Raw genomic sequence first — 20447 nt, 5'->3', positions numbered from 1 at the left:
AAAAGTTCTGGATGCTGCGGTATAAGCCGCAAGACGACCGCACCCGCGCGCCCGGCACAGGGCCGGAACACGCGGGCGCGGAGGTCAGATCAGTGCTTCTTCCCCAGGTTTCCGCGGCAGGCGTCACCGGGGTTGATGCCGACGTCGATGCCCGCACTGATGAACATGCCGTAGCTCTGGATGCCCTTGTACCCGTGCTTCTGGTTCCCCCGCATCGCGAGAGCGTCGTCGTCGAACATCGGGTTGTAGTCGGGCGCCGTCGGCGGGTTCTCGATCGCGTCAGCCGTGTCCTGGCCCGAGAACGCGCACTCCGACGCGGAGTTGTTGGCTCCCTGCGCCTCGCCGCCGTTCCCGTTGACCTCGCCCGCCATCGCGGCTCCGCCGCTGCCGAGCACCAGCCCGATCGCCACCACCGCGCACGCCAAGGCCTTCTTCATCGCTTCCCCTCCCATTGGTGAATGCCCGGAGCCCCGATCCGGACAACAGCGTCCTCTTCGACGCCGTCACCGCCGCAACATACTCCTGCGCACGCCCGCGTGGAAGAGAGGGTCGGGGATGCGAAGCAGGGCGCCGCGAACCGAGACGGCGACGGCATCGGATACATCCGTGCACCGAAACCATGGCGAAACGCCGCCGATCGCGCCAATATATGCACATGACTGGGGTGGAACACCCCGTGATCCGTACGCCCGACCAGCGGATCCGGGTGTTCGTGAGCTCGACCCTGCGCGAGCTCGCGGAAGAACGCGAAGCAGTGCGGTCGGCCATCGAGCGACTCCGGCTCGCCCCCGTGATGTTCGAACTCGGCGCCCGCCCCCACCCGCCCCGAGACCTCTACCGCTCCTACCTCGCCCAATCCGACGTCTTCATCGGCATCTACGGCGCCAGCTACGGCTGGGTCGCCCCCGACGAAGACGTCTCCGGCCTCGAAGACGAATACAACCTCGCCCCCGCCGGCATGCCCAAACTCATCTACGTCAAAGACACCGACACCCGCGACGAACGACTCACCGACCTCATCGCCCGCATCCAAGCCGACGACACCGCCGCCTACCTCCACTTCCACAACACCCAAGACCTCGAAGACCACGTCGCCGGCGACCTCGCCATGCTCCTCGCCGAACGATTCGACCAGTCGCGGCGCACCGAGCCGGCCACGGCGGCCGAGATCTCGCTCGCGGCGCGCGTGCCGGAGCCGTACACCGAGACGATCGGGCGCGAGGGCGAGCTCGCCGAGATCCGGGCGCTGCTGGCCGGAGGCCTCCACCGAGTGGTGAGCCTCATCGGACCCGGCGGCATCGGCAAGAGCCGGCTCGCGATCGAAGCGGCCCACGCGAACACCGACCTGTTCCCCGACGGCGTGTACTTCGTGCCGCTGGAGGGCGTGCTCGAACCGGGGCTCCTGCTGCCGACGATCGCCTACATCCTCGGCGTGCGCGACACCGGGGCGGCCACGCTCGAGGAGCGCATCGCGCAGGCGATCGGCGACCGCCACGTGCTCATCGTGCTCGACAACTTCGAGCAGATCATCGACGAGGCCCCCGTCCTGGTGCGCCTGTACTCGCTCGCGCCGCGTGCGTGCTTCCTGGTGACGAGCCGGATCGTGCTGCGCATCCGCGGGGAGCGCGTGTTCGAGGTCGAGACGCTCGAGACGCCCGCGCCGGATCTCCCTGCGACGCTCGCGCAGGCGCAGGCGTCGTCGGCATGCGTGCTGTTCGCCGAGCGCGCCGCGTCCGCACTCCCCGGCTTCGAGCTCACCGCCGAGAACGCGGCCGACGTCATCGGCATCTGCCGCCGGCTGGACGGGCTGCCGCTCGCCATCGAACTGGCCGCGGCGAAGATCCGGCTGCTCTCGCCGCACGACGTCGCCGAGCGTCTCGGGCGCACCCTCCCACTGCTGTCGACCTCGGTGCGTGATCTGCCGGACCGCCATCGCACCATGCGGGCGACGATCGATTGGAGCGTGGGACTGCTGTCTGACGATCAGCGCGCGATGCTCGAGGACCTCGGTGTGTTCGCCGCACGGTTCAGCCTCGAGTCGGTCGAGGCGGTGGGCGAGACCCGCTCGTGGGGTCCTCACACGATCGAGACGCTGGCCGGGCTGATCGATGCGTCGCTGGTGCAGCGCATCGACTCCGGCGGCCGCTCGGTGTTCTCGCTTCTCGCGATCGTCCGCGAGTACGCCCTCGAGACGCTCGAGTCCCGCCGGGCGGCGGATGCGATGCGGATCGCGCACGCCGACTACTACCTCGACCTGGTGCGCCGGGTCGCGCCGCGGCTGCGCGGAGCCGACCAGATCGACGCCGTCGCGGAACTGGGGCTCGAGGTGCCGAACCTGCGCGCCGCGGCCCGCCATCTGGTCTCGATGGACCGGCTCGACGACGCCGGCGACTTCGCGTGGACGATGCTCGCCTACTGGTGGATCTGCGGGTACTTCGCCGACGTGCGGCTGTGGATGCTGGAGCTTCTCGAGAAGCGGATGCCGCTGACACCGCGCACGCGCGCGATCGCGACGTTCTTCCCGCTGTGGGCAGAGCTGTGGCAGCGCCCGAGCGACCAGGTGGTGGAGGACCTCGGCGAGGTCGTGAGGCTCTTCACCGCGAGCGGCGACGAGCAGGCCGCCGCGATGGCGCTCGCTGCGAAGGCGTCGACGCGGCTGCAGTTCGCCGACCTCGACGAAGAGGTGTTCCGGGCCGAGATCGGCGAGGCGATCGCGACGCTCCACGAGCTCGGCGACCGCTGGGCCGAGTCGCTCGCCGAGGTGGTGCTCGGCCAGTTCGGCATGCTGCGTCGCGACATCCCGGCGGCTCTCGAGCACCTCGGCCGGGCGGTCGACATCGCCGACGCAGCCGATGATGCGTTCACCCGCGTCGTGGCAGGCAACAATCGCGCGCGCCTGCGCTTCGTGCTGGGCGAGCGCGACGAGGCGGAGGCGGAGTTCCTGTTGACGCTGATGCTGTCGATCCGGCTGCACTTCGTCGACGGCGCCACGTACGGGCTGGAGGGAATGTCGGCGATCGCCGCCTCACACGGCGACGCGTGGCGCGCGGGAGCCCTGGCCGCGGTCGCGGCGACGATCCGCGAGACGACGGGCATCTACGACATCGAAGGGTTCGCCGTGCATCTCGCCCCGCTGGAGGCGCTGCGGGCGGTCGACCCCGACAGCGTCGAGGCCGGTGAGCGCGCGGGCAGGGAGATGGGCCTCGCGGAGGCCATCGCCATCGCGCTGCCCGATGCCGACGCGGACGTCCGCGAGAAGGTCCCTTCGTGGTGACGGGCCTCGAGCGGGCGCCTGTGATCCGCACGCCCGACCAGCGGATCCGGGTGTTCGTGAGCTCGACCCTGCGCGAGCTCGCGGAAGAACGCGAAGCAGTGCGGTCGGCCATCGAGCGACTCCGGCTCGCCCCCGTGATGTTCGAACTCGGCGCCCGCCCCCACCCGCCCCGAGACCTCTACCGCTCCTACCTCGCCCAATCCGACGTCTTCATCGGCATCTACGGCGCCAGCTACGGCTGGGTCGCCCCCGACGAAGACGTCTCCGGCCTCGAAGACGAATACAACCTCGCCCCCGCCGGCATGCCCAAACTCATCTACGTCAAAGACACCGACACCCGCGACGAACGACTCACCGACCTCATCGCCCGCATCCAAGCCGACGACACCGCCGCCTACCTCCACTTCCACAACACCCAAGACCTCGAAGACCACGTCGCCGGCGACCTCGCCATGCTCCTCGCCGAACGATTCGACGAATCCCGCACGCCGGAGGCGCCCGACACCGGTGCCGCGCCGGTCAGCCTGGTGGGCCGGGTCCCGGTGCCCTACACGACCACCATCGGGCGCGAGGGCGACATCGATGCGGTGCGCACTCTGCTCGCGAGGGGCACGGACCGCGTGGTGAGCCTCATCGGGCCGGGCGGCATCGGCAAGAGCCGGCTCGCGATCGAGGCGGCCCTCGCCTGCGCCGACCTCTTCCCGGACGGGGTCTACTTCGTCCTCCTCGAGGGCGTGCTCGAGCCGGGACTGCTGCTGCCGACGATCGCCTACTATCTCGGCATCCGCGACAACGGCGAGGCCGCGCTCGAGGAGCGCATCGCCCACGCCCTCGCGGATCGCCGCGTGCTGATCGTGCTCGACAACTTCGAGCAGATCGTGGATGCCGCACCCGTGCTCGTGCGGCTGTACACGGTCGCGCCGACGGCGACCTTCCTGGTGACGAGCCGCATCGTCCTGCGGATCCGCGGCGAGCGCGTCTACGACGTGCCGCCGCTCACGACGCCCGCCGGCGAGGGCCCCGCGAGCCTCGACCGCACCTCACGCTCGGCGGCGGTGTCGCTGTTCGTCGACCGGGCACGCGCGATCGATCCGCAGTTCGACGTGACACCCGACAACGCGCGGGATCTCGCCGACATCTGCCGCAGGCTCGAGGGGCTGCCGCTGGCGATCGAGCTCGCGGCGGCGAAGGTGCGCATCCTGAACCCCGCGCAGATCGCCGGGCGTCTCGAGAAGAGCCTGCCGCTGCTCACGGCCGCGGTGCGCGATCTGCCCGAACGGCACCGCACGATGCGGGCGACGATCGACTGGAGCGTGAGCCTCCTGCCGCCCGCGCAGCGCGACCTGCTCGAGGACCTCGGCGTGTTCGCGACGAGGTTCACGCTCGATGCGGTCGAGGCCCTCGGCGAGGGCCGCCCGTGGGGTGGTCACGCGATCGACGCCCTCGCCGCCCTGGCGGACGGCTCGCTCGTGAAGCAGAGCGAGCTGGGCGGACGCCGCGTCTTCTCGCTGCTCGCGATCGTGCGGGAGTACGCGCTGGACCATCTCAAGGAACGCGGCGACGCGCAGCGCGTGCGGCGCGCCCACGCCGACTACTACCGGGAGCTCGTCCAGCAGATCGCCCCCGACCTCGGCGGGCGCGGGCAGGCCGACGCCGTGGTGCGGCTCGGGCTCGAGCTGCCGAACCTGCGCGCGGCCGTGCGCCACCTCGTCTACACCAACCGTCTCGACGACGCCGGCGACTTCGCGTGGTGCCTGCTCATCTACTGGTGGATCTCCGGCTTCTTCGCGGAGGTGCGCGTGTGGATGCTCGAGCTGCTCGAGAAGCAGCACGAGCAGCCGATCACTCCGCACACCCGCGCGATCGCGTGGTTCTTCGCGCTGTGGGGCGAGATGTGGCAGCGGCCGAGCGAGCAGGTGGTGGCGGGCCTCGGTGAGTGCGTGCGCCTGTTCCGTGAGAGCGGCGACGAGGATGCCGCGGCGATGGCGCTCGCCGCTCGCGCGACGGCCCGCGTGCAGTTCTCGCATCTCGACACCGACAAGGCCGAAGCCGAGCTGCGCGAGGCCGTGGTCACGCTGCGCGAGCGCGGGAACACGTGGGCGGAGGCGATCACCGAGGTCTCGCTCGGCCGGCTCGCCTGGGTGCGCGGATCCACCGACGACGCCCTCGCACACTTCGACCGCGCCACCTCGGTCGCCGAGTCGCGGGGGGATCTGTTCACGACCTCGGTCGCCGGCAACCTGCGGTCCCGCCTGAACTTCCAGCTCGGCCGCATCGAGGAGGCGGAGCGCGAGTTCGTGCACACCCTGCTGCTCTCGGTCGGGCTGCACTACGAAGAGGGCGTCGCGTACGGCCTCGAGGGCGTGTGCGCGGTCGCGGCGGCCCACGGCGAAGCATGGCGGGCGGCGGCGCTCGCCGTCGCCGCCGGCGAGATCCGCCGGCGCATCGGCATCTTCGACGTGGAGTCGTTCACGGTGCACACGCCGTACCTCGAGATCCTCCGCGGCCGCGATGCGCAGAGCGTCGAGGCCGGCGAGATCGCCGGGGCCGAGCTCACCGTCGCCGAAGCGGTGCAGCTGGCACTGCCGGAACACGAGTTCGCGACGGTCGTCGACGCGCTGCGCGCCTGGTAGAGCCGAGTGGATGCCGCGGGCCGCGGCATCCACTCGGTCCAGAGGTATCAGCCGCCCACGACGCCGCTCTGGTGTGGTGAGGAGCGCGCTCGTATGCTGTGCACCGAGCAGCGCTCTCGGATCGTCAGGTGACTGGGCACCGGTGCGAGGGGGTCGACATGGCGCGTGTTCCAGACGTGCCGCACGGCGCAGTCGACGTCGATTCCGACGCCGACGCCGTGGACGTGCGCGTCGACGCGGCCCCGCCGGACGTCGAGCCGAACGAATTCGGCGTGACCCTCCTGGCCGACATCATGCTGCACGGCCTCTCCGACACCGTCGTGCGGGTGCGCGTCAAGGGCAGCGACGACTTCCACTACGCGGCGATCGTCGTACGCGGCGGGGTTGCCGAACTCGTCCACTTCGAGGCGCTCGGCGCCGGCCGGTACAGCGCGCGGATCGCGGTCGCACGCGACGAGACCCTCCACCTCACGGTCGTGGCGAGCGACTTCGAGACGGGCATCGCGTGGCTCGAGCACCAGGTCGCACAGGGCGGCATGGGGATAGGCGGCGAGCTCGAGGCGGCCGCTGAACCGCCCCCGCCGCCCCTGGTCCCCGATGTCGTGTTCGGCGGCGGTGGATTCGGCGGACGCTCACCCGGGCTCGCGCCCGTGGTCCCCCCACCATCACCCGACCCGACTCCGATGCCCGCGCCCGCGCCGCCCCCCGTGGCCGCCGAGCCGGCGCCGGCCCCCGAGGCAGTCACGCCGTCCGGCGGGCTCGACGGTGCGTCTCCCGTCCCGGCGTTCGTCGATGCCGAGGTGCCCGCGCGCGTCGTGGAGGGCGTCCCGTTCGACGCGGTCGTGCGGCTGTCGCTCGCGGACCTCGCTCCGACGGCCGGGACGGCACGCAAGAAGGCCAAGGCGCTGTTCGACCCCGCGCGCGAGATCGAGGTGGCCATGCAGCTGCGGGGCCTCGCCTTCGCCGACGGCACCCCGTCGATCCTCTCGACCACGCTCCCCGCGAAAGTCTCCGATCCGCGTCGACTCGTCTTCGCGCTGGTCCCCGACGGGCCCGGACGCGGACACATCACCGTCACGTTCACCCAGCCGCCCATCGTGACGCCGCTCGCGGTGCTGGCGCTGAGCACGCCGATCCTCGCGGCCGACGACGCCGTCGAGGGCATCGTCGCCGAGGACCCGCGCACCACGGTCGCCTCGGTCGCGGCCCCGCCCCGGAGCATCGCCGACCTTCCGACGCTCGTCATCGACGAGTCCATGTCGCGCGGCGCATCGGAGCTGCTCGTCACGGCGAAGATCGGGCGCACCGTCGCCAAGAACTCCGTGCGACTGCCCGACAAGAGCGCGTACGTCGAAGGCATCTACGCGGAGCTCTCCAGGATTCGCAAGACGTTCCTCGATTCCGTCGAAGACGATCCCGACGAGGCCGCCGACACCGCCCGGCGCGACGTGCGCACCCTCGGTGCCCGGGTCGCCGAGGAGCTCCTCGGCGACGACGTCAACGCGCTGCTCTGGAGCCGACGCCGCCGGATCTCGCAGCTCGTGCTGCAGACCTCCGGCGAACTCGACATCCCCTGGGAGATCGTCCATCTCGTGCCGGTCGGCAAGCAACGGCCCGATCCGGAGCGCTACTTCCTCGGTGACCTCGGACTCACCCGATGGATGTACGGCACGTCGCGACCCACCGTCATCCCCGTCGACCCCACGCGCGTCGTCGCTATCGCACCCGACTACGTCGACCACAGTCTCGACCTCCCGCGCGCCCGAGAGGAGATCGAGACGCTCGGCGACCTGCTCGCGGGTCCCCCGCGATCCGCCGCCGACCCGGTCGAGTTCCGCCAGGCGATCGAGGACGGCTTCGACCTGCTCCACTTCGCCGGGCACGGCCGCTGGCGCGACATCGCGCCGCTCGGTCAGGAGATCGCCTTCGCGGCCTTCTCCGAGGATCACGACGACGGGTCGGCGTCGTACACCGACTCCGACGCGCGCCGAGATCTCCCCGAGCTCGACACGTCCGCCGCGACCTCCACCCCCTTCGTCTTCCTCAGCGCGTGCGACGTCGGCCGGCTGCGCTCGGGCGCCACCGGCCTCGGCGGCTTCGCGGAGGTCTTCCTCCGCGGCGGCGTCGGCGTGTTCATCGGCTGCTCATGGGCCGTGCGAGACGACGTCACGGCCCTCTTCGTCCGCACCTTCTACCAGCGCACACTCGGCCAGAACGCGACAGTCGGCGAGGCGGTCCTCGCGGCGCGGCAGGCGGCGCGCGAGGCGGGCGATCTCACGTCGCTGGCCTTCACCGTGTTCGCCGACCCGCGCGCGAGGCTCGTGCCCCACGCCGCAGGGGACGCCGGCGACAACCCTTGACCTTCAGCCACCCATCACCAGCAGACAGGACGTGACACCATGCCCGAGACCACGACGACCGCCCGGGGCGCGAGCCTCACGGCGGCCGAGCTCACCGCGCTGCGCAAGCACGTCGTCCACACCGCGGACGGCCGTCTCGCCAAGACCGCGGTCGCGAAGCCCCGCACCGTGGCGGACTTCGCCACGACGGCGGCCGACGTCCGCCGCATGATCGAGGTCGATCTCGCCGCGTTCGTCGACCAGCAGGCGAAGAAGACCCCCGCCGGTGAGACGCCCGCACCCGTCCCGGTGTTCATCTGGGCGCACGGCGGTCTCACCGACAAGGATGCGGGCCTGCTGACGGCGCAGCGGCAGACCGGCTGGTGGAAGAAGAACGGGGTGTACCCGATCCACCTCGTGTGGGAGAGCGGGTTCAAGACCACCCTCGAGGACGTCGTCCGCGGCAAGGCGGGCAAGCGTGGCTTCACGGACCTCACGGACCTCGCGGTCGAGGCGGCGGCGCGCGTGCTCGGAGGTCGCAAGTTCTGGGACGACATGAAGCTCGACTCGGCCGGCGCGTGCCTTCCCAGTGTCGACGGCGGCGACCCGGGCGGGGCCTTCGTGCTGGCCGGCGCGCTGCGCGAGTTCATGGCGGCGAATGCGGGCGCCATCGAACTGCACATCGGCGGGCACAGCGCGGGCTCGATCTACCACTCGCACTTCGTCCCGCGGCTGTTCGAGGGCGATGACCGCGTGGACAGCGTCAAGACGGTGACGTTCCTCGCCCCGGCGGTGCGCATCGACACCTTCGAGGCGACGCTGCTGCCGCTCGCGGAGGCCGGGAAGATCGAGAACCTCTCGATCTTCACGATGGACGAGAACCACGAGAAGCGCGACAACACCGCGGGGGTGTACCGCAAGTCCCTCCTGTATCTCGTCTCACGAGCCTTCGAAGCGGAGAAGGATGCCGAGATCCTCGGTGTCGAGGAGCACCTGCGCGGCTCCGGCCGCACGATGGCGTACCTGGGCGACCGGAGCGAGCGTCTGGTTCTCGGCCCCGTCACCCGCGGGCCCCGCAGCAGCACGCAGGCGACGTCGCACGGCGACTTCGACAACGACGAGCAGACCATGATGAGTCTCGCCCGGCGCGTGGTCGGCGTGCCCGACAGCAACGAGGCGGACCACGTCGCCGTGTTCCCGGCGCGGGCGCGCGAGGTCGGAGAGTTCGTCCCGGCGCCCCGCCCCGAGCCGACCGGCGCGCGAGGCGCGGCATCGCGCAAGCTCGCCCTGTGCATCGGCATCGACGCGTACCCGAGGGACCCGCTCAGCGGCTGCGTCGCCGATGCGGAGTCCTGGGCCAAGGCGCTCGGCGACGCGGGCTTCCAGGTGGAGTCGATCCACAACGGCGACGCGACCCGCGACGCGATCCTGCGGGCGATGCTCGACAAGGTCTCGTCGGCCCGCGACGGCGACATCGTCGCGATCCAGTTCGCCGGCCACGGCACGTTCGTGCCGGATCTCGACGGCGACGAGACCGACGAGTTCGGCCCGAAGGACGAGGCCCTCTGCCCGGTCGACTTCCGCGACGGACAGCTGATCGTCGACGACGATCTCGGCGTCATCTGGGACGCGATCCCCGAGGGCGTCGCGGTGACGCTGTTCTTCGACTCGTGCCACTCCGGCTCGGTGAACCGCGAGATCACGCCGACCGAGTTCGAGTCGCGCAAGATCCCGGCAGGTGCGACGCCGCGGATGACGGTGCTGAACGCCGCCGAAGAGGCGGCGTTCCGCGAGGAGCGGGCGGCGTCGCCGGACGATCCCTTCCGCACGGCCGCGTGGAAGCGGGTGGTCGAGGTCGAGACCGACCGCGCGGCGGTGCCGACGAAGCCCCGCGCCGACGGCAGGGAGGTGCTCATCAGCGCCTGCCAGCCCGACCAGGTCGCGCTCGAGACCAACGGCCACGGCGTGTTCACCACGGCCGCCCTCGGCGTGCTGGCGAAGACACCGAAGCTGAGCAACACCGCCTTCGTGGCGGCCGTCTTCGACGTCCTCGACGACACCTACGAGCAGCGTCCGATGCTGTCCGCCGCCGGCGACCTCGCCGCCCGCGGGCTGCTGACCTCGGTGCACGACGCCCTCGCGGCGGTGGCCCCGGCGGCCGCCGAGGCGGACGGCCACCGCGCGGCGGGCGACGTGCGTACGGCCGCGATCGTCGCGATCCTGCGGGCTACCGCCGACCTGCTGGAGGCGGGCGGCGGCGACTGACGCCGTCTTCGGGGGTCACGACACACGGGATGGCCTCGGCGAGCCCGCGTGTCGCGCCCCCTGAAGCGGGTGTCGAGCGCCCGCGAGAGGGACGGATGCCTCGACCCGGCGCTGCTCAGCTGCCCGGGCGGGCGTGGCGGAAGCGGATTCGCGTGCCCGGCCGGGCCTGCGCGACGAGGTCGAGGCTCGCGTCCACCACCACCGCGATCACGGGGTAGCCGCCGGTGACGGGGCCGTCGGCGAGCAGGATCGTGGGACGGCCACTCGGCGGCACCTGCAGCGCGCCGGGCACCATCGCCTCGCTCGCGAGCTCGCCGGTTCGCACGCGCGCCAGCTCGGGTCCGTCGAGGCGTGCGCCGACGCGGTCGGCGTGGTTCGAGACGGTCCAGACCGTGTCGTAGAGGGCGGCGAGCGCCGCCGGGGCGAACCAGTCAGCCCGCGGGCCCGGCGCGAGCTCCAGCTCGAGCTCGTCGTCGTGCGGCGGACCCCACCCGGCGGGCGGCGCCAACGGGATCGGCCCGGCCGCGTCGTCGCGCACGCGCACGACGTCACCGGCGCGCAGCGCCGCGGGTCCGAGCCCCGCGAGCAGATCCGTCGCCCGCGAGCCCAGCGCCGCACGGGCGTCGAGCCCGCCGCGGACGGCGACGTAACCGCGCGCGCCGTGCGCGAACCAGTCGAGGTGCAGCTCGGAGCCCGCCCGCCACTCGTGAGCCTCGTACGGATCCACCTCGCGCCCGTCGAGGCGCACCGTGCCCCACGCGCCGGTCACCGCGACCCACAGGTCGGCCTCGGCCACGGCGCGCAGCCCGCCCATCGTGACCTCGAGCCCGGCGGCCCCCTCAGGGTTGCCCACCAGGCGGTTCGCGGTGCGCAGCGCCCCACGGTCGAGCGCCCCCGACACCGCGACGCCGACCGACGCCGAACCTTCGCGCCCGAGATCCTGCAGCGTCGTCAGAAGGCCCGATTCGACGACACGGATGCTGCGACCCGTCGCCCCCGGTCCGGCAGGCGCTCCGGCATCCCCGGCAGGTGACCGCTCCCCTGTCGCGACCCGCCGCTCCGGCCGGCCGTTCGTGACAGGAGAGCGGCTCTCGATCGAGGTCGAGGGGGCTGTGGTGACTGCGGCGGACACGGGGCGGAACCGCACGCGCGCTCCGGGTTCGAGGAGCGCGGGGGACGCGGCATCCGGGTCGAAGAGGGGCGCCGTGGTCGTGCCGATGAGCCGCCAGCCGCCGGGGGTGTCGCGGGGATAGGCACCGCTGAAGACGCCGGCGAGTCCGACGGATCCGGCGGGCACGCGCGTGCGGGGCGACTCGAGCCGGGGCACGTCGAACGTCCAGTCGTCGCTCACGAGGTACCCGAAGCCGGGCGCGAAGCCCGTGAACGCGACTCGCCAGTCCGCCTCGGCGTGGCGCCGCGCGAGTTCGTGGGCGTCGACGCCCAGCAGGCGCGCGGTGTCGGCCAGGTCGGCCCCGTCGTACGCGATGGCGAGCTCGACGGGCGGGGACGCAGCATCCGTCGCCTCCCGGGTCTCGGTCGCCGCACCGAGCGCCCACGAGCGCGCAGCCGCCGGGGGAAGCACCCGCGGGTCGACCCGGACGAGCACCGTGCGCGCGGCAGGGACGAGGTCGATGACGCCATCGGGACGCGAGGCGGCGAGCGTGGCGTGCAGCGGGAGCACCTCGTCGAGCGCGCCGACCTCCAGGAGGAACGCGCGCTCCCCCATCGGCCGCACGCGCGGGGTCACCATGGCGCCCGCACCTCCACGCCGGCGGCGTCGAGCGCCGCGCGCACGGCGCGGGCCATGTCGACCGCCGACGGCGAGTCGCCGTGCACGCACAGCGACGCGGCATCCGCGCGCACGAGGGAGCCGTCGACCGCCTCGACCACGCCCTCGTCCGCGAGGCGGACGGCTCTCGCCGCCACCAGTGCGGGGTCGTCGAGCAGCGCGCCCGGCTGCGTGCGCGGCACGAGGGAGCCGTCCGGGAGGTAGCCGCGATCGAGGAACGCCTCGGGGACGAACGGCAGACCGACGGATGCCGCCGCCCGCACGATCTCACCGCCCAGGCCCAGCACGGGCAGCGGCCGGCCGAGCAGCGCGGAGCGATCCGCGATCGCCCGGGCGACGGCGCCCGCCTGCTCCCGGTCGACGGTGACCGCGTGATACAGCGCGCCGTGGGGCTTGACGTAGCGGAGGTCGGCGCCGGCGTCGGCGAGCGCGGCGAGCTGCTCCGCGACCGTGGCGGCGAGCTCGGCGGGGTCGATCACGACGGCGACGCGGCCGAAGTGCGCGCGATCCGGGTACGACGGGTGGGCCCCGACGGCGACCCCGAAGCGCTGCGCGCGGACCACGGCCTCGTGCATCGAAGCGGCATCGCCCGCGTGCCCGCCGCAGGCCACGTTCGCGCTCGAGATGACCGCGAACATCGCCTCGTCGTCGGCCGTGGGCACCCCGTCGACGGTCTCGCCGAGGTCCGCGTTGAGGTCGATCGCCGCCATGCCTCCACGGTATCCCCGCTCCACCCCCTGTTCGGGCGGCCGGCGAGGGTCGGCGGGGTGGCGCTCGGCCGGGTGCGGCTAACGTGGAGGCCATGGCACGCGCGCGGGAGGAAGGATCCGTCCCCTCCGTCCGGCTCTCGGACGGGACGCTCGCCCGCGTGGTGCGCTCGCCGTTCGGCGGCGGGTGGGAGCTCGACGTCGACGGCACGCCGCAGTCGCACGTGGACCTCGACGATCCGACGCACCTGCACTTCGAGTACGTCGCGCGCATGGGCGCCGTGATCGACCGCCTGCGGATGCCCGGGCAGCCGCTCACCGCGATCCACCTGGGCGCCGGCGCGCTGACGATCCCGCGGTACATCGAGCAGACGCGTCCGGGCTCGCGGCAGCAGGTGGTCGAGCTCGAACCGGCGCTGTGGGACCTGGTGCGCGAGAACCTGCCGCTCCCCCGCGGTGCCTCGATCCGGGTGCGCATCGGCGACGCGCGCGAGACGCTCGGGCGCCTGCCCGCGGGTCTCGTGGGTGCTGCCGACCTCGTCGTCTCGGACGTGTACTCGGGCGCGCAGACACCCGCGCACCTCACGACCGTGGAGTTCTTCACCGAGGCCGCACGGTTCCTCGCCCCCGACGGAGTGCTCCTCGTGAACGTCGCCGACGGCGCGGGCCTCGCCTTCGCCCGCCGCGAGGTCGCGACCGTGCAGGCCGTGCTCGAGCACGTCATCGTGCTCGCCGAGGTGCAGACGCTCAAGGGCCGCCGCTTCGGCAACCTCGTGATCGCGGCCTCGCGCGCGCCCCTTCCGACCGAGTGGCTCCCGCGCCTCATGGCCGCGGGTCCGCACCCCGCCAAGGTCGCCGAAGGACGCGAGCTCGACGAGTTCGCGCGCGGCGCGCGGGTGGCCACCGACGCCGACGCGACGCCGTCGCCCAAGCCCTCGGCATCCGTCTTCACCCGCTGACGGTTCACGGATGCCGCGACCCGGCGTGGCACGACCGCGTCCCGGGAAGCGGCAAGGCACACTGGAGAGGCCACCGGCGCGGCGAAGGGAGTCAGACGTGAGCTACATCAGCGGGTACGACCCCGACACTCTCCGCGAGAAGGTGAACGCGAGCCAGTGCAAGGAGCGGCTCGAAGAGATCGGCGATCAGCGCAGTCTTCCGGCGCTGCTCGAGCGCGTGTGGCTGCTCAAGGTCCTGGATCGCCCTGACGAGGCCCTCGTCATCTCGGAGCAGTCGGTGCGCGTCGCGCGCATGGCCGGCACCCGCAAGGACCTGCTGCGCGCCCGCATCCTGCACGCCACCGTGCTGCAGGCCCGCGGCGCGTACGGAGCCGCCGATCAGGAGCTCACCACGTGCGCCGAAGAGGCGGACGGGCAGGGCTGGGCCGGCATCGGCGCCTTCGCCTATCAGCACCGCGGCAAGGTCAACTACGACGCCGGCGACTTCGAGGCCGCCCGCAAGGACTTCAAGCGCGCACTGTTCCTGCGCCAGGAGTCCGGCGCCACCGAGGACCAGCTCGAGTCGACCCTCCTCGCGATCGACGCCGCCGACCGGCGCCGGGCCGCGGCATCCGTCGCCAGCTGAGGTGGGCACCCTGAGCCGGAGTGTCGGAGATACGTTCTAGTCTCGCGCACATGTCGGATCTGCATCGCGTGCGGCACTGGGCCGAGGCCCTCATCGCCCTCCACCTCGACGACTCGTGGAGCTTCGCGTTCGACAACGCGAAGCGCCGGGCGGGGCTGTGCGACTACACGCACAAGCGCATCAGCGTCTCGCGCTACCTCGCCGCGCGGTACGACGACGACACCAACCACCAGACGCTGCTGCACGAGGTGGCCCACGCCCTCGCCGGGCCGCGTGCCGGCCACGGCGCGCGGTGGAAGGCCGTCGCGCGCGACCTCGGCTACGTCGGCGGCACCACGCACAACGGCGAGACGGCGACCGAGCTCGCGCCGTGGATCGGCGTCTGCCCCGCGGGGCACGTCGCGTACCGGCACCGCAAGGCGACCCGGCCGACGTCGTGCGCGAAGTGCGCCCCGCACTTCGACGAACGCCACGCCTTCACCTGGACACGCCGCGAGATCACGCGAGCGACGCGCCTGGCAGCGATGACCCCGCGCGACTGAGCCGCGTCAGTACGCGACGAACGCCCCGTCGCGCAGGACCGGGACGACGGATGCCGCATCCACCGCGGCCGCGTTCAGCACCTCGTCGCGGGCGTCGCGGTCGAGGAGCTCCTGCCCCGAGCCGCCGGCCGTGAGCAGGTGCCGGACGGCGCCGCGCAGCCCGCGGAAAGCCTCGCACGCCGCCGCCGCCTCGGGCGAGGTGTGGTCCACGCCGAGGCCGCCGAGCGCGTCGACGATCGCACCCGCGCCGAGCTGGTCCTCGACCGCGAACCGGAGCGGAGCGCCGAGGTCACGGCCGGCGAGCTCGCCCGCCGCGATCACGGTGATGCTCGTGCGCACGCCGCGCTCGTGCTGGAGGTCGAGCACGGCCCGGGCGACCGCGGCGGCGTTGCGGAGGCATCCGAGCAGCACGACGGCCCCCGACCCTGCCGCGGCCTCGGCGACGGCCGCGCCGTTGATCGACACCGCGTGCGCATCCGCGTCGAGCCGAACGCTTTCGCCTCGCGCGACAGCATCCGTCACCGTCGTGGAGAACCGCAGCACGTCGACGACCACGACGATGTCCGCGGGGGCGAGGCGCCGGAGCCCCTCAACGCCCCAGTCGTGGCGGACCTGGTAGCGCTGCTGGTCGAACGGGCTCTCGGGCATCCGTCCAGCGTAGGCCGCAGCATCCGGGATCCGCCCGCGTTCACATCACGTGCTCTCACCGAGACCACGCGATCCGCACGTCAACAACGGGTGCGCTCGGTGACAGCACGCGATGTGAACATGCGACCCACGCGAGAGGGCCGGGCGGAACCCTCGTTCCGCCCGGCCCCTGAACCCGCGTGGGTCAGCCGATGCGGCGGCGGCGCACCGCGAACACACCGAGCACGACCGCCGCGGCCGCGACGAGCGCGAGCACCACGAGCACCGTGGTGGTGATGCCGGTCACGGCGAGCTCCTCAGCCGAGGGGCTGCCCGCGGCCTCCCCTGCCGGATCGTCCGAGCCAGTCGAGCCGGCGGCCGGGTCGACGAACACGGTGTTCCAGCCGACCATCTCACCCTCGGCGGTGTACGCCGCGACGCGGTGCACACCGGCCGCGAGCATCACGGGCGTCGTGACGGTGATCGCGCCGTCGGCCACGGTTCCCGAACCGAGCGCCGTCGGGGTCGAGAACGCGAAGGCGTGGATCTCGGTGCCCTCGTATCCCTCGGGCAGCTCGATCGTGATCGTGTCGCCGGGGGCGAACGTCTCGGGCGTGATGGTGATGCGGCCCTCGAGGTCGGGCATCGACTCGGGGTCGGCCGGCGTCCAGCCGGCGTCCTCGGCGATCACGACGACCGCCTCGTACGGCTCGCCGTCGCGGGTGCCGATCGACTGGACGAACGACAGCTCGTGCGTGCCCGATCCGGCGACGGCCTCGTCGAGCGCGATCGACCAGCGCCCGTCGGAGCCGACCTCGGCCGAGCCGCGGACCTCGCCCGCGACCTCGACGCGGACGGCGGCGCCGGCGTGGCCGGTGCCCTCGAACGCGGCGATCTCGGCATCCGCCGGCTGCACCTGGCTCAGGTCGGTCCCGAGCGTGAACGAGCCGCCGTCACCGTCGATGTCGACGCGGTTGTAGAGGAACTCGCCGGTGTCGAGCGCCTGCTCGACGATGCGGGTCTCGCCCACGCAGCCGTGCCAGCCGTGGTCGGGCTCCGTGTACCAGGTCGACGTGCCGATCAGCCACGGCATGTAGTCCTCGGCGATCATGCCGGCCACGTTCGACGCGTTGCGCAGCACCGGGACGCCGTCGACGTACATGATGACGGTGTTCTTGGCGGGGTCGTTGACGATGGCGACGTGGTGCCAGGCGCCGGGCATGATCTCGCCGGACCACAGCGTGTACGAGTTCGAGCTCGCGGCGTCGGCCGCGGAGAACTGGTACTCGCGGAGGTTCGAGATGCCGAGCCACGAGACGCCGGCGCCCGGGTCGGAGCCGTCGTTGATCCCGGCCCACTCGCGCGCGCCGCCGCGGGTGAGCGCGGCGCTCCAGCGGTTGTCGGTCTCGGTCCAGTCGGCGTCGAGCTGCAGGAACGTCTCGATCGTGTAGCCCGCGTCCGAGTTCAGGTCGGCGAAGGTCGCCGGCGCGCCGTATCCGGTCGTCAGGAACGAGAGCCTGTCGGGCCCGCCTGCCGCGTCGCGGGAGACGTTCGTGAAGCACGAGGCGCCCGCGTCGGCCGAGTAGAACGCCGTGTTCTCGTGGGTGACGGTGAGGTCCTCGAGCTCTTCGGGCGCGTCGGTCTCATCGATCGGGTTGCGGTGCATCGGGCTCTCGCCGGCGATGTCGGGCACGACGGTGTTCTCGTCGACCACGCCCTCCGCGACGTCGCCGAAGCGCCAGTGCGCCACGGTCCCCGCGGCCTCGATGTAGTCGGCCGGGCTGCCGGCGGGATGCAGTGCGGCGCCCGCGCCGTCACCGTCCCAGCCTTCGGACACGATGGCCTTGGCGAGCTCGGACAGGTCGGCGCCGGTCTCGTCGGCGGGGTCCACGGTCCAGCCGAAGCGCGCGCCGAAGTCCAGGGGCAGGCTGAACGACTGCCAGGTGCCGTCGAGCACGGGGGCGTCCGACGAGGTCAGCGACGCCTCGTGCTTGACGGTGACCCACGGCGAGACCGTCTCGACGTCGATGGCGTTTTTCGACAGGTCGAATTCGAACAGCGACATGATGCCGTTGCCGCCATCGGCGGCCATCTGGTAGTCGGTGAGCACCTGGTGCACGGGGTTGCCGGCGTCGTTGAGGCGCGTCTGCGAGGTCGCACCGTGGAAGTGGCCGTTGAGCGTCAGGATGATCTGGTCGTTGCGGCGGATCAGCTTCTCCCAGAGCTCCTCGCCCCATCCCCAGCTGGCGGGCGACACCTGGTCCTCGGCGATGTTGATGATCGCGTGCGACGACAGGATCACCGGCACGCCCGGGTGCGCGTCGAGGATGCCCTGCGCCCACGCGAACGTGTCGTCCGACGCGTTCCACGCCAGCGCCAGCGACATCCACGTGTGCCCCTCGGCTTCGAACAGGTACGCGCTCGACAGCCCGTCCTGGAACGTGCCGATCAGCGCCGGACCGGCCTGGGCGGCGAGGTCCGCCGCGCCGAAGCGGGCGAGGTAGTTGCCCGAGCTCGCCACCGACGAGCGGGCGCCGGAGTTCTTCACATCGTGGTTGCCGGGGACGACCGAGTACGGCATGCCGCCGTCCGTGAGGATGCGCATCGCCTTCTCGGCGGCATCCCATTCGGTGGTCACCCACTCCTGGTCGACGACGTCGCCGACGTGCACCGTGAAGGGCATGTCGAGCTCGTCCTGGTGATCGACGATCCACTTCGCCTGCACCTCGAACGGGTTGGTGCCGTAGCTCGGCACGAACTGCGAGGCGCTGTAGCGCGAGTAGAACTGGGTGTCGGGCAGCACCGGCAGCACGAAGCTCGACCGGTCGCCGGCGGGCGCGTCGGCCGCGGCAGCCACGCTCGTGGCGGACGATGGGATGCTGCGGGCCGGCGCCTGCGGTGCGGCCGCCGCAGCGCCGCCCGTCGTGACGATGAGGCCCGCCGCGACGGCGAGCGACGCGGTGGCGAGCACGCCGCGGGCGCGGCGCGTTGCGGGGGAAGGCATCGGGGTTCCTTGCGAGTGGGGTTCGGGAGGGGTTGTGGCGGTGCGCATCATCAGCTCGCCGGCACCGTGCCGGGTCCGTAGACCTCGACCTCGGACAGCGACATCCAGGTGGCGGTCGACTTGTTGCCGATCGCGACGCGCACGCCGGTGGCGAGCACGGTCTCGCTGTCGACGACGAGGCTGAGGTCCGCCGTCGGGTTCGTGGCGGGCCACGTCGTGCTCTCGGCCGGAAGGTCGCGCCAGCCGCCGGTGAGCGTGCGGTACTGCACCGTCACCGAGCCGATGTTCTTCGTGCCGCCGATGTCGTACACGGCGGCACCGGTGATCTGACGCGGCGCGTCGAAGTAGAACGACACGGTGTTCGGGTTGACCCGGTTGGCCGCGCCGCCGCTGCGCCAGTCGGCGAAGCCGGGGACCGCGCGCACCCCGTCGGTCAGGGCGAAGCGGGTGTCGTCCTTGTGCGTGAAGGTGTAGTGCACGCCTGCCTCGCGGAGGATGTCGACCTCCTCGACGGCGACGACCGTGACGACGAGCTGCGCGGCGAAGCCGGTCGCGGCGGTCGCGGGCACGGTGAACGTGCCTTCCTCGGCCATCGACGCGTCTGTCACCGCGGACCAGTCCCACGCGACCGGGGCCGTGACGGTGACATCGGAGCCCGAGACGGTGCGCTCGACCTTGCTCGGGGCGAGCATCCGCAGCTGCGCCACCGTCATGCCCACGTGCGCCGACACGGGCACATCGCGGGCGGCACCGAGCGACCCGACGAGGTATTCCGCGGCGACGGGCACGGCCTCGCCGAAGTACCCGGTCGCGGTGCCCGTGACACGCACGGTGCCTTCGGCCTGCCACGCGCCGGCTCCGGGATCGGTCCACGCGATCGGGGTGAGCGTGTGGCTCAGCCCCCAGCTGTACGAGGCGACGAGCGAAAAGGGCAGCGTCGGGGCGACGCCCAGGTCGGTGCGGCCGGTCTGCGGCGCGACGGTCGCGTCGAGCGAGCGCAGGTACCACTTCTGCACCGCGGCGCTGCCGGCGTCGTAGGTCTGGATCTCGGCGCCGTCGGCGGTGGCCCAGTTGTACATGTCGAGCGCGGCGGTGGCGCCGTTCGTGTACAGACGCACGTTGTGCAGGTACACCGCGCCTCCGCCCGCGTCGACCGCTCGCCACTGGGCGCCCGGGTCGGTCGCAGCCTCGGCGACCGTCAGATCCGAGATCTCCACGTAGCGCGCCCACGGGTCGTCGTTCGCCTTGCGCGCGAGCACGTCGCCGTCGGCGTTCGCGAACACGTACGTGTCGGCGGCACCGGTCACGGGGTACGCGAGCACGGCCTGCGCGCGCAGGGAGGCGGCATCCGTCTCCTTCGAGAAGATCGCGGCAGCGGCGAGCCAAGGCGCGTCCGACGGGCCGGTCGACTGCGCGTCGTCGGCGCCGATCTCGAGCACCTTGCCGGCGGCGTGCACGTTCTCGATGAGATACGGCACCGGCTCGCCGAGCGTGGCCGTCGCCTCGGCGGGGGCCGATGCGACGGAGGGCGCGGCGATCGCCAAGGTGAGTGCGACGGCTCCGCCGATCGCGATGATGTGCCGGAGTGTCCGGCTGGGGTGGGGCCTCATTCCCGGGGTCCTTTCACGGCCGCGCTCGGGGCTGGCGCAGGCCAGGGGCGAAGCTATCGAGCGGTTGTCCGGT

The 20447-nt window shown here is 72.3% G+C and carries 13 protein-coding genes; 7 read left to right on the top strand and 6 right to left on the bottom strand.

The annotated features are described in order from the left end of the window. Nucleotides 1-89: 89 nt before the first annotated feature. Nucleotides 90-437, bottom strand: a complete 348-nt coding sequence (locus ACLBXX_RS18505; protein WP_447659225.1) for a hypothetical protein — start codon at nt 435-437, stop codon at nt 90-92. Nucleotides 438-655: 218 nt separating this feature from the next. Between ACLBXX_RS18505 and ACLBXX_RS18500 the strand changes: the two genes are divergently transcribed. The 4 genes from ACLBXX_RS18500 (at nt 656) to ACLBXX_RS18485 (ending at nt 10511) form a co-directional block, all read left to right on the top strand. Then, nucleotides 656-3274 carry a DUF4062 domain-containing protein gene (locus ACLBXX_RS18500; protein WP_447659224.1) on the top strand — a complete coding sequence of 873 codons (2619 nt, stop codon included), beginning with the start codon at nt 656-658 and terminating at the stop codon, nt 3272-3274. Next, on the top strand, nt 3268-5907 hold the full coding sequence (locus ACLBXX_RS18495; RefSeq protein WP_447659223.1) for a DUF4062 domain-containing protein: 2640 nt from the start codon (nt 3268-3270) through the stop codon (nt 5905-5907). Before ACLBXX_RS18500 ends, ACLBXX_RS18495 begins: the two co-directional genes overlap by 7 nt. Before the next feature lie 158 nt (nt 5908-6065). Beyond that, nucleotides 6066-8267 carry a CHAT domain-containing protein gene (locus tag ACLBXX_RS18490; RefSeq protein WP_447659222.1) on the top strand — a complete coding sequence of 734 codons (2202 nt, stop codon included), beginning with the start codon at nt 6066-6068 and terminating at the stop codon, nt 8265-8267. 39 nt (nt 8268-8306) lie between these two features. After that, nucleotides 8307-10511 (top strand): caspase family protein, encoded by a 2205-nt coding sequence (locus ACLBXX_RS18485; RefSeq protein WP_447659221.1) that lies wholly within the window; start codon nt 8307-8309, stop codon nt 10509-10511. A gap of 115 nt (nt 10512-10626) precedes the next feature. Here ACLBXX_RS18485 and ACLBXX_RS18480 read toward each other — a convergent pair whose 3' ends face one another. Both ACLBXX_RS18480 and ACLBXX_RS18475 read right to left on the bottom strand, forming a co-directional pair. Next, on the bottom strand, nt 10627-12261 hold the full coding sequence (locus ACLBXX_RS18480) for a 5-oxoprolinase subunit B/C family protein (protein WP_447659220.1): 1635 nt from the start codon (nt 12259-12261) through the stop codon (nt 10627-10629). After that, nucleotides 12255-13010, bottom strand: a complete 756-nt coding sequence (locus ACLBXX_RS18475; RefSeq protein WP_447659219.1) for a LamB/YcsF family protein — start codon at nt 13008-13010, stop codon at nt 12255-12257. Before ACLBXX_RS18475 ends, ACLBXX_RS18480 begins: the two co-directional genes overlap by 7 nt. Nucleotides 13011-13102: 92 nt before the next feature. Between ACLBXX_RS18475 and ACLBXX_RS18470 the strand changes: the two genes are divergently transcribed. The 3 genes from ACLBXX_RS18470 (at nt 13103) to ACLBXX_RS18460 (ending at nt 15133) form a co-directional block, all read left to right on the top strand. Beyond that, nucleotides 13103-13966, top strand: a complete 864-nt coding sequence (locus ACLBXX_RS18470) for a spermidine synthase (protein ID WP_387144760.1) — start codon at nt 13103-13105, stop codon at nt 13964-13966. A gap of 97 nt (nt 13967-14063) precedes the next feature. Next, a complete protein-coding gene (locus ACLBXX_RS18465; protein WP_310288287.1) occupies nt 14064-14591 on the top strand; it encodes a hypothetical protein in 528 nt (175 codons plus the stop codon). Nucleotides 14592-14641: 50 nt separating this feature from the next. After that, on the top strand, nt 14642-15133 hold the full coding sequence (locus ACLBXX_RS18460; RefSeq protein WP_056372354.1) for a SprT-like domain-containing protein: 492 nt from the start codon (nt 14642-14644) through the stop codon (nt 15131-15133). A 6-nt stretch (nt 15134-15139) separates the two neighbouring features. On the opposite strand, the gene ACLBXX_RS18455 is transcribed toward ACLBXX_RS18460, so the two are convergent. The 3 genes from ACLBXX_RS18455 to ACLBXX_RS18445 all read right to left on the bottom strand — a co-directional run bounded on the left by ACLBXX_RS18455 (nt 15140) and on the right by ACLBXX_RS18445 (nt 20374). Next, nucleotides 15140-15781, bottom strand: a complete 642-nt coding sequence (locus tag ACLBXX_RS18455; RefSeq protein WP_447659218.1) for a 2-phosphosulfolactate phosphatase — start codon at nt 15779-15781, stop codon at nt 15140-15142. A gap of 184 nt (nt 15782-15965) precedes the next feature. Further along, nucleotides 15966-18764, bottom strand: a complete 2799-nt coding sequence (locus ACLBXX_RS18450) for a LamG-like jellyroll fold domain-containing protein (RefSeq protein WP_447659217.1) — start codon at nt 18762-18764, stop codon at nt 15966-15968. Nucleotides 18765-18814: 50 nt separating this feature from the next. Beyond that, nucleotides 18815-20374: a hypothetical protein gene (locus ACLBXX_RS18445; RefSeq protein WP_447659216.1), complete on the bottom strand. Its 1560-nt coding sequence runs from the start codon at nt 20372-20374 to the stop codon at nt 18815-18817. Nucleotides 20375-20447: the final 73 nt, after the last annotated feature.

The organism is Microbacterium sp. C23T (assembly GCF_053345975.1).
Note: the sequence above shows the minus strand (reverse complement) of the source record. Positions and strands in the feature narration are given on the sequence as shown.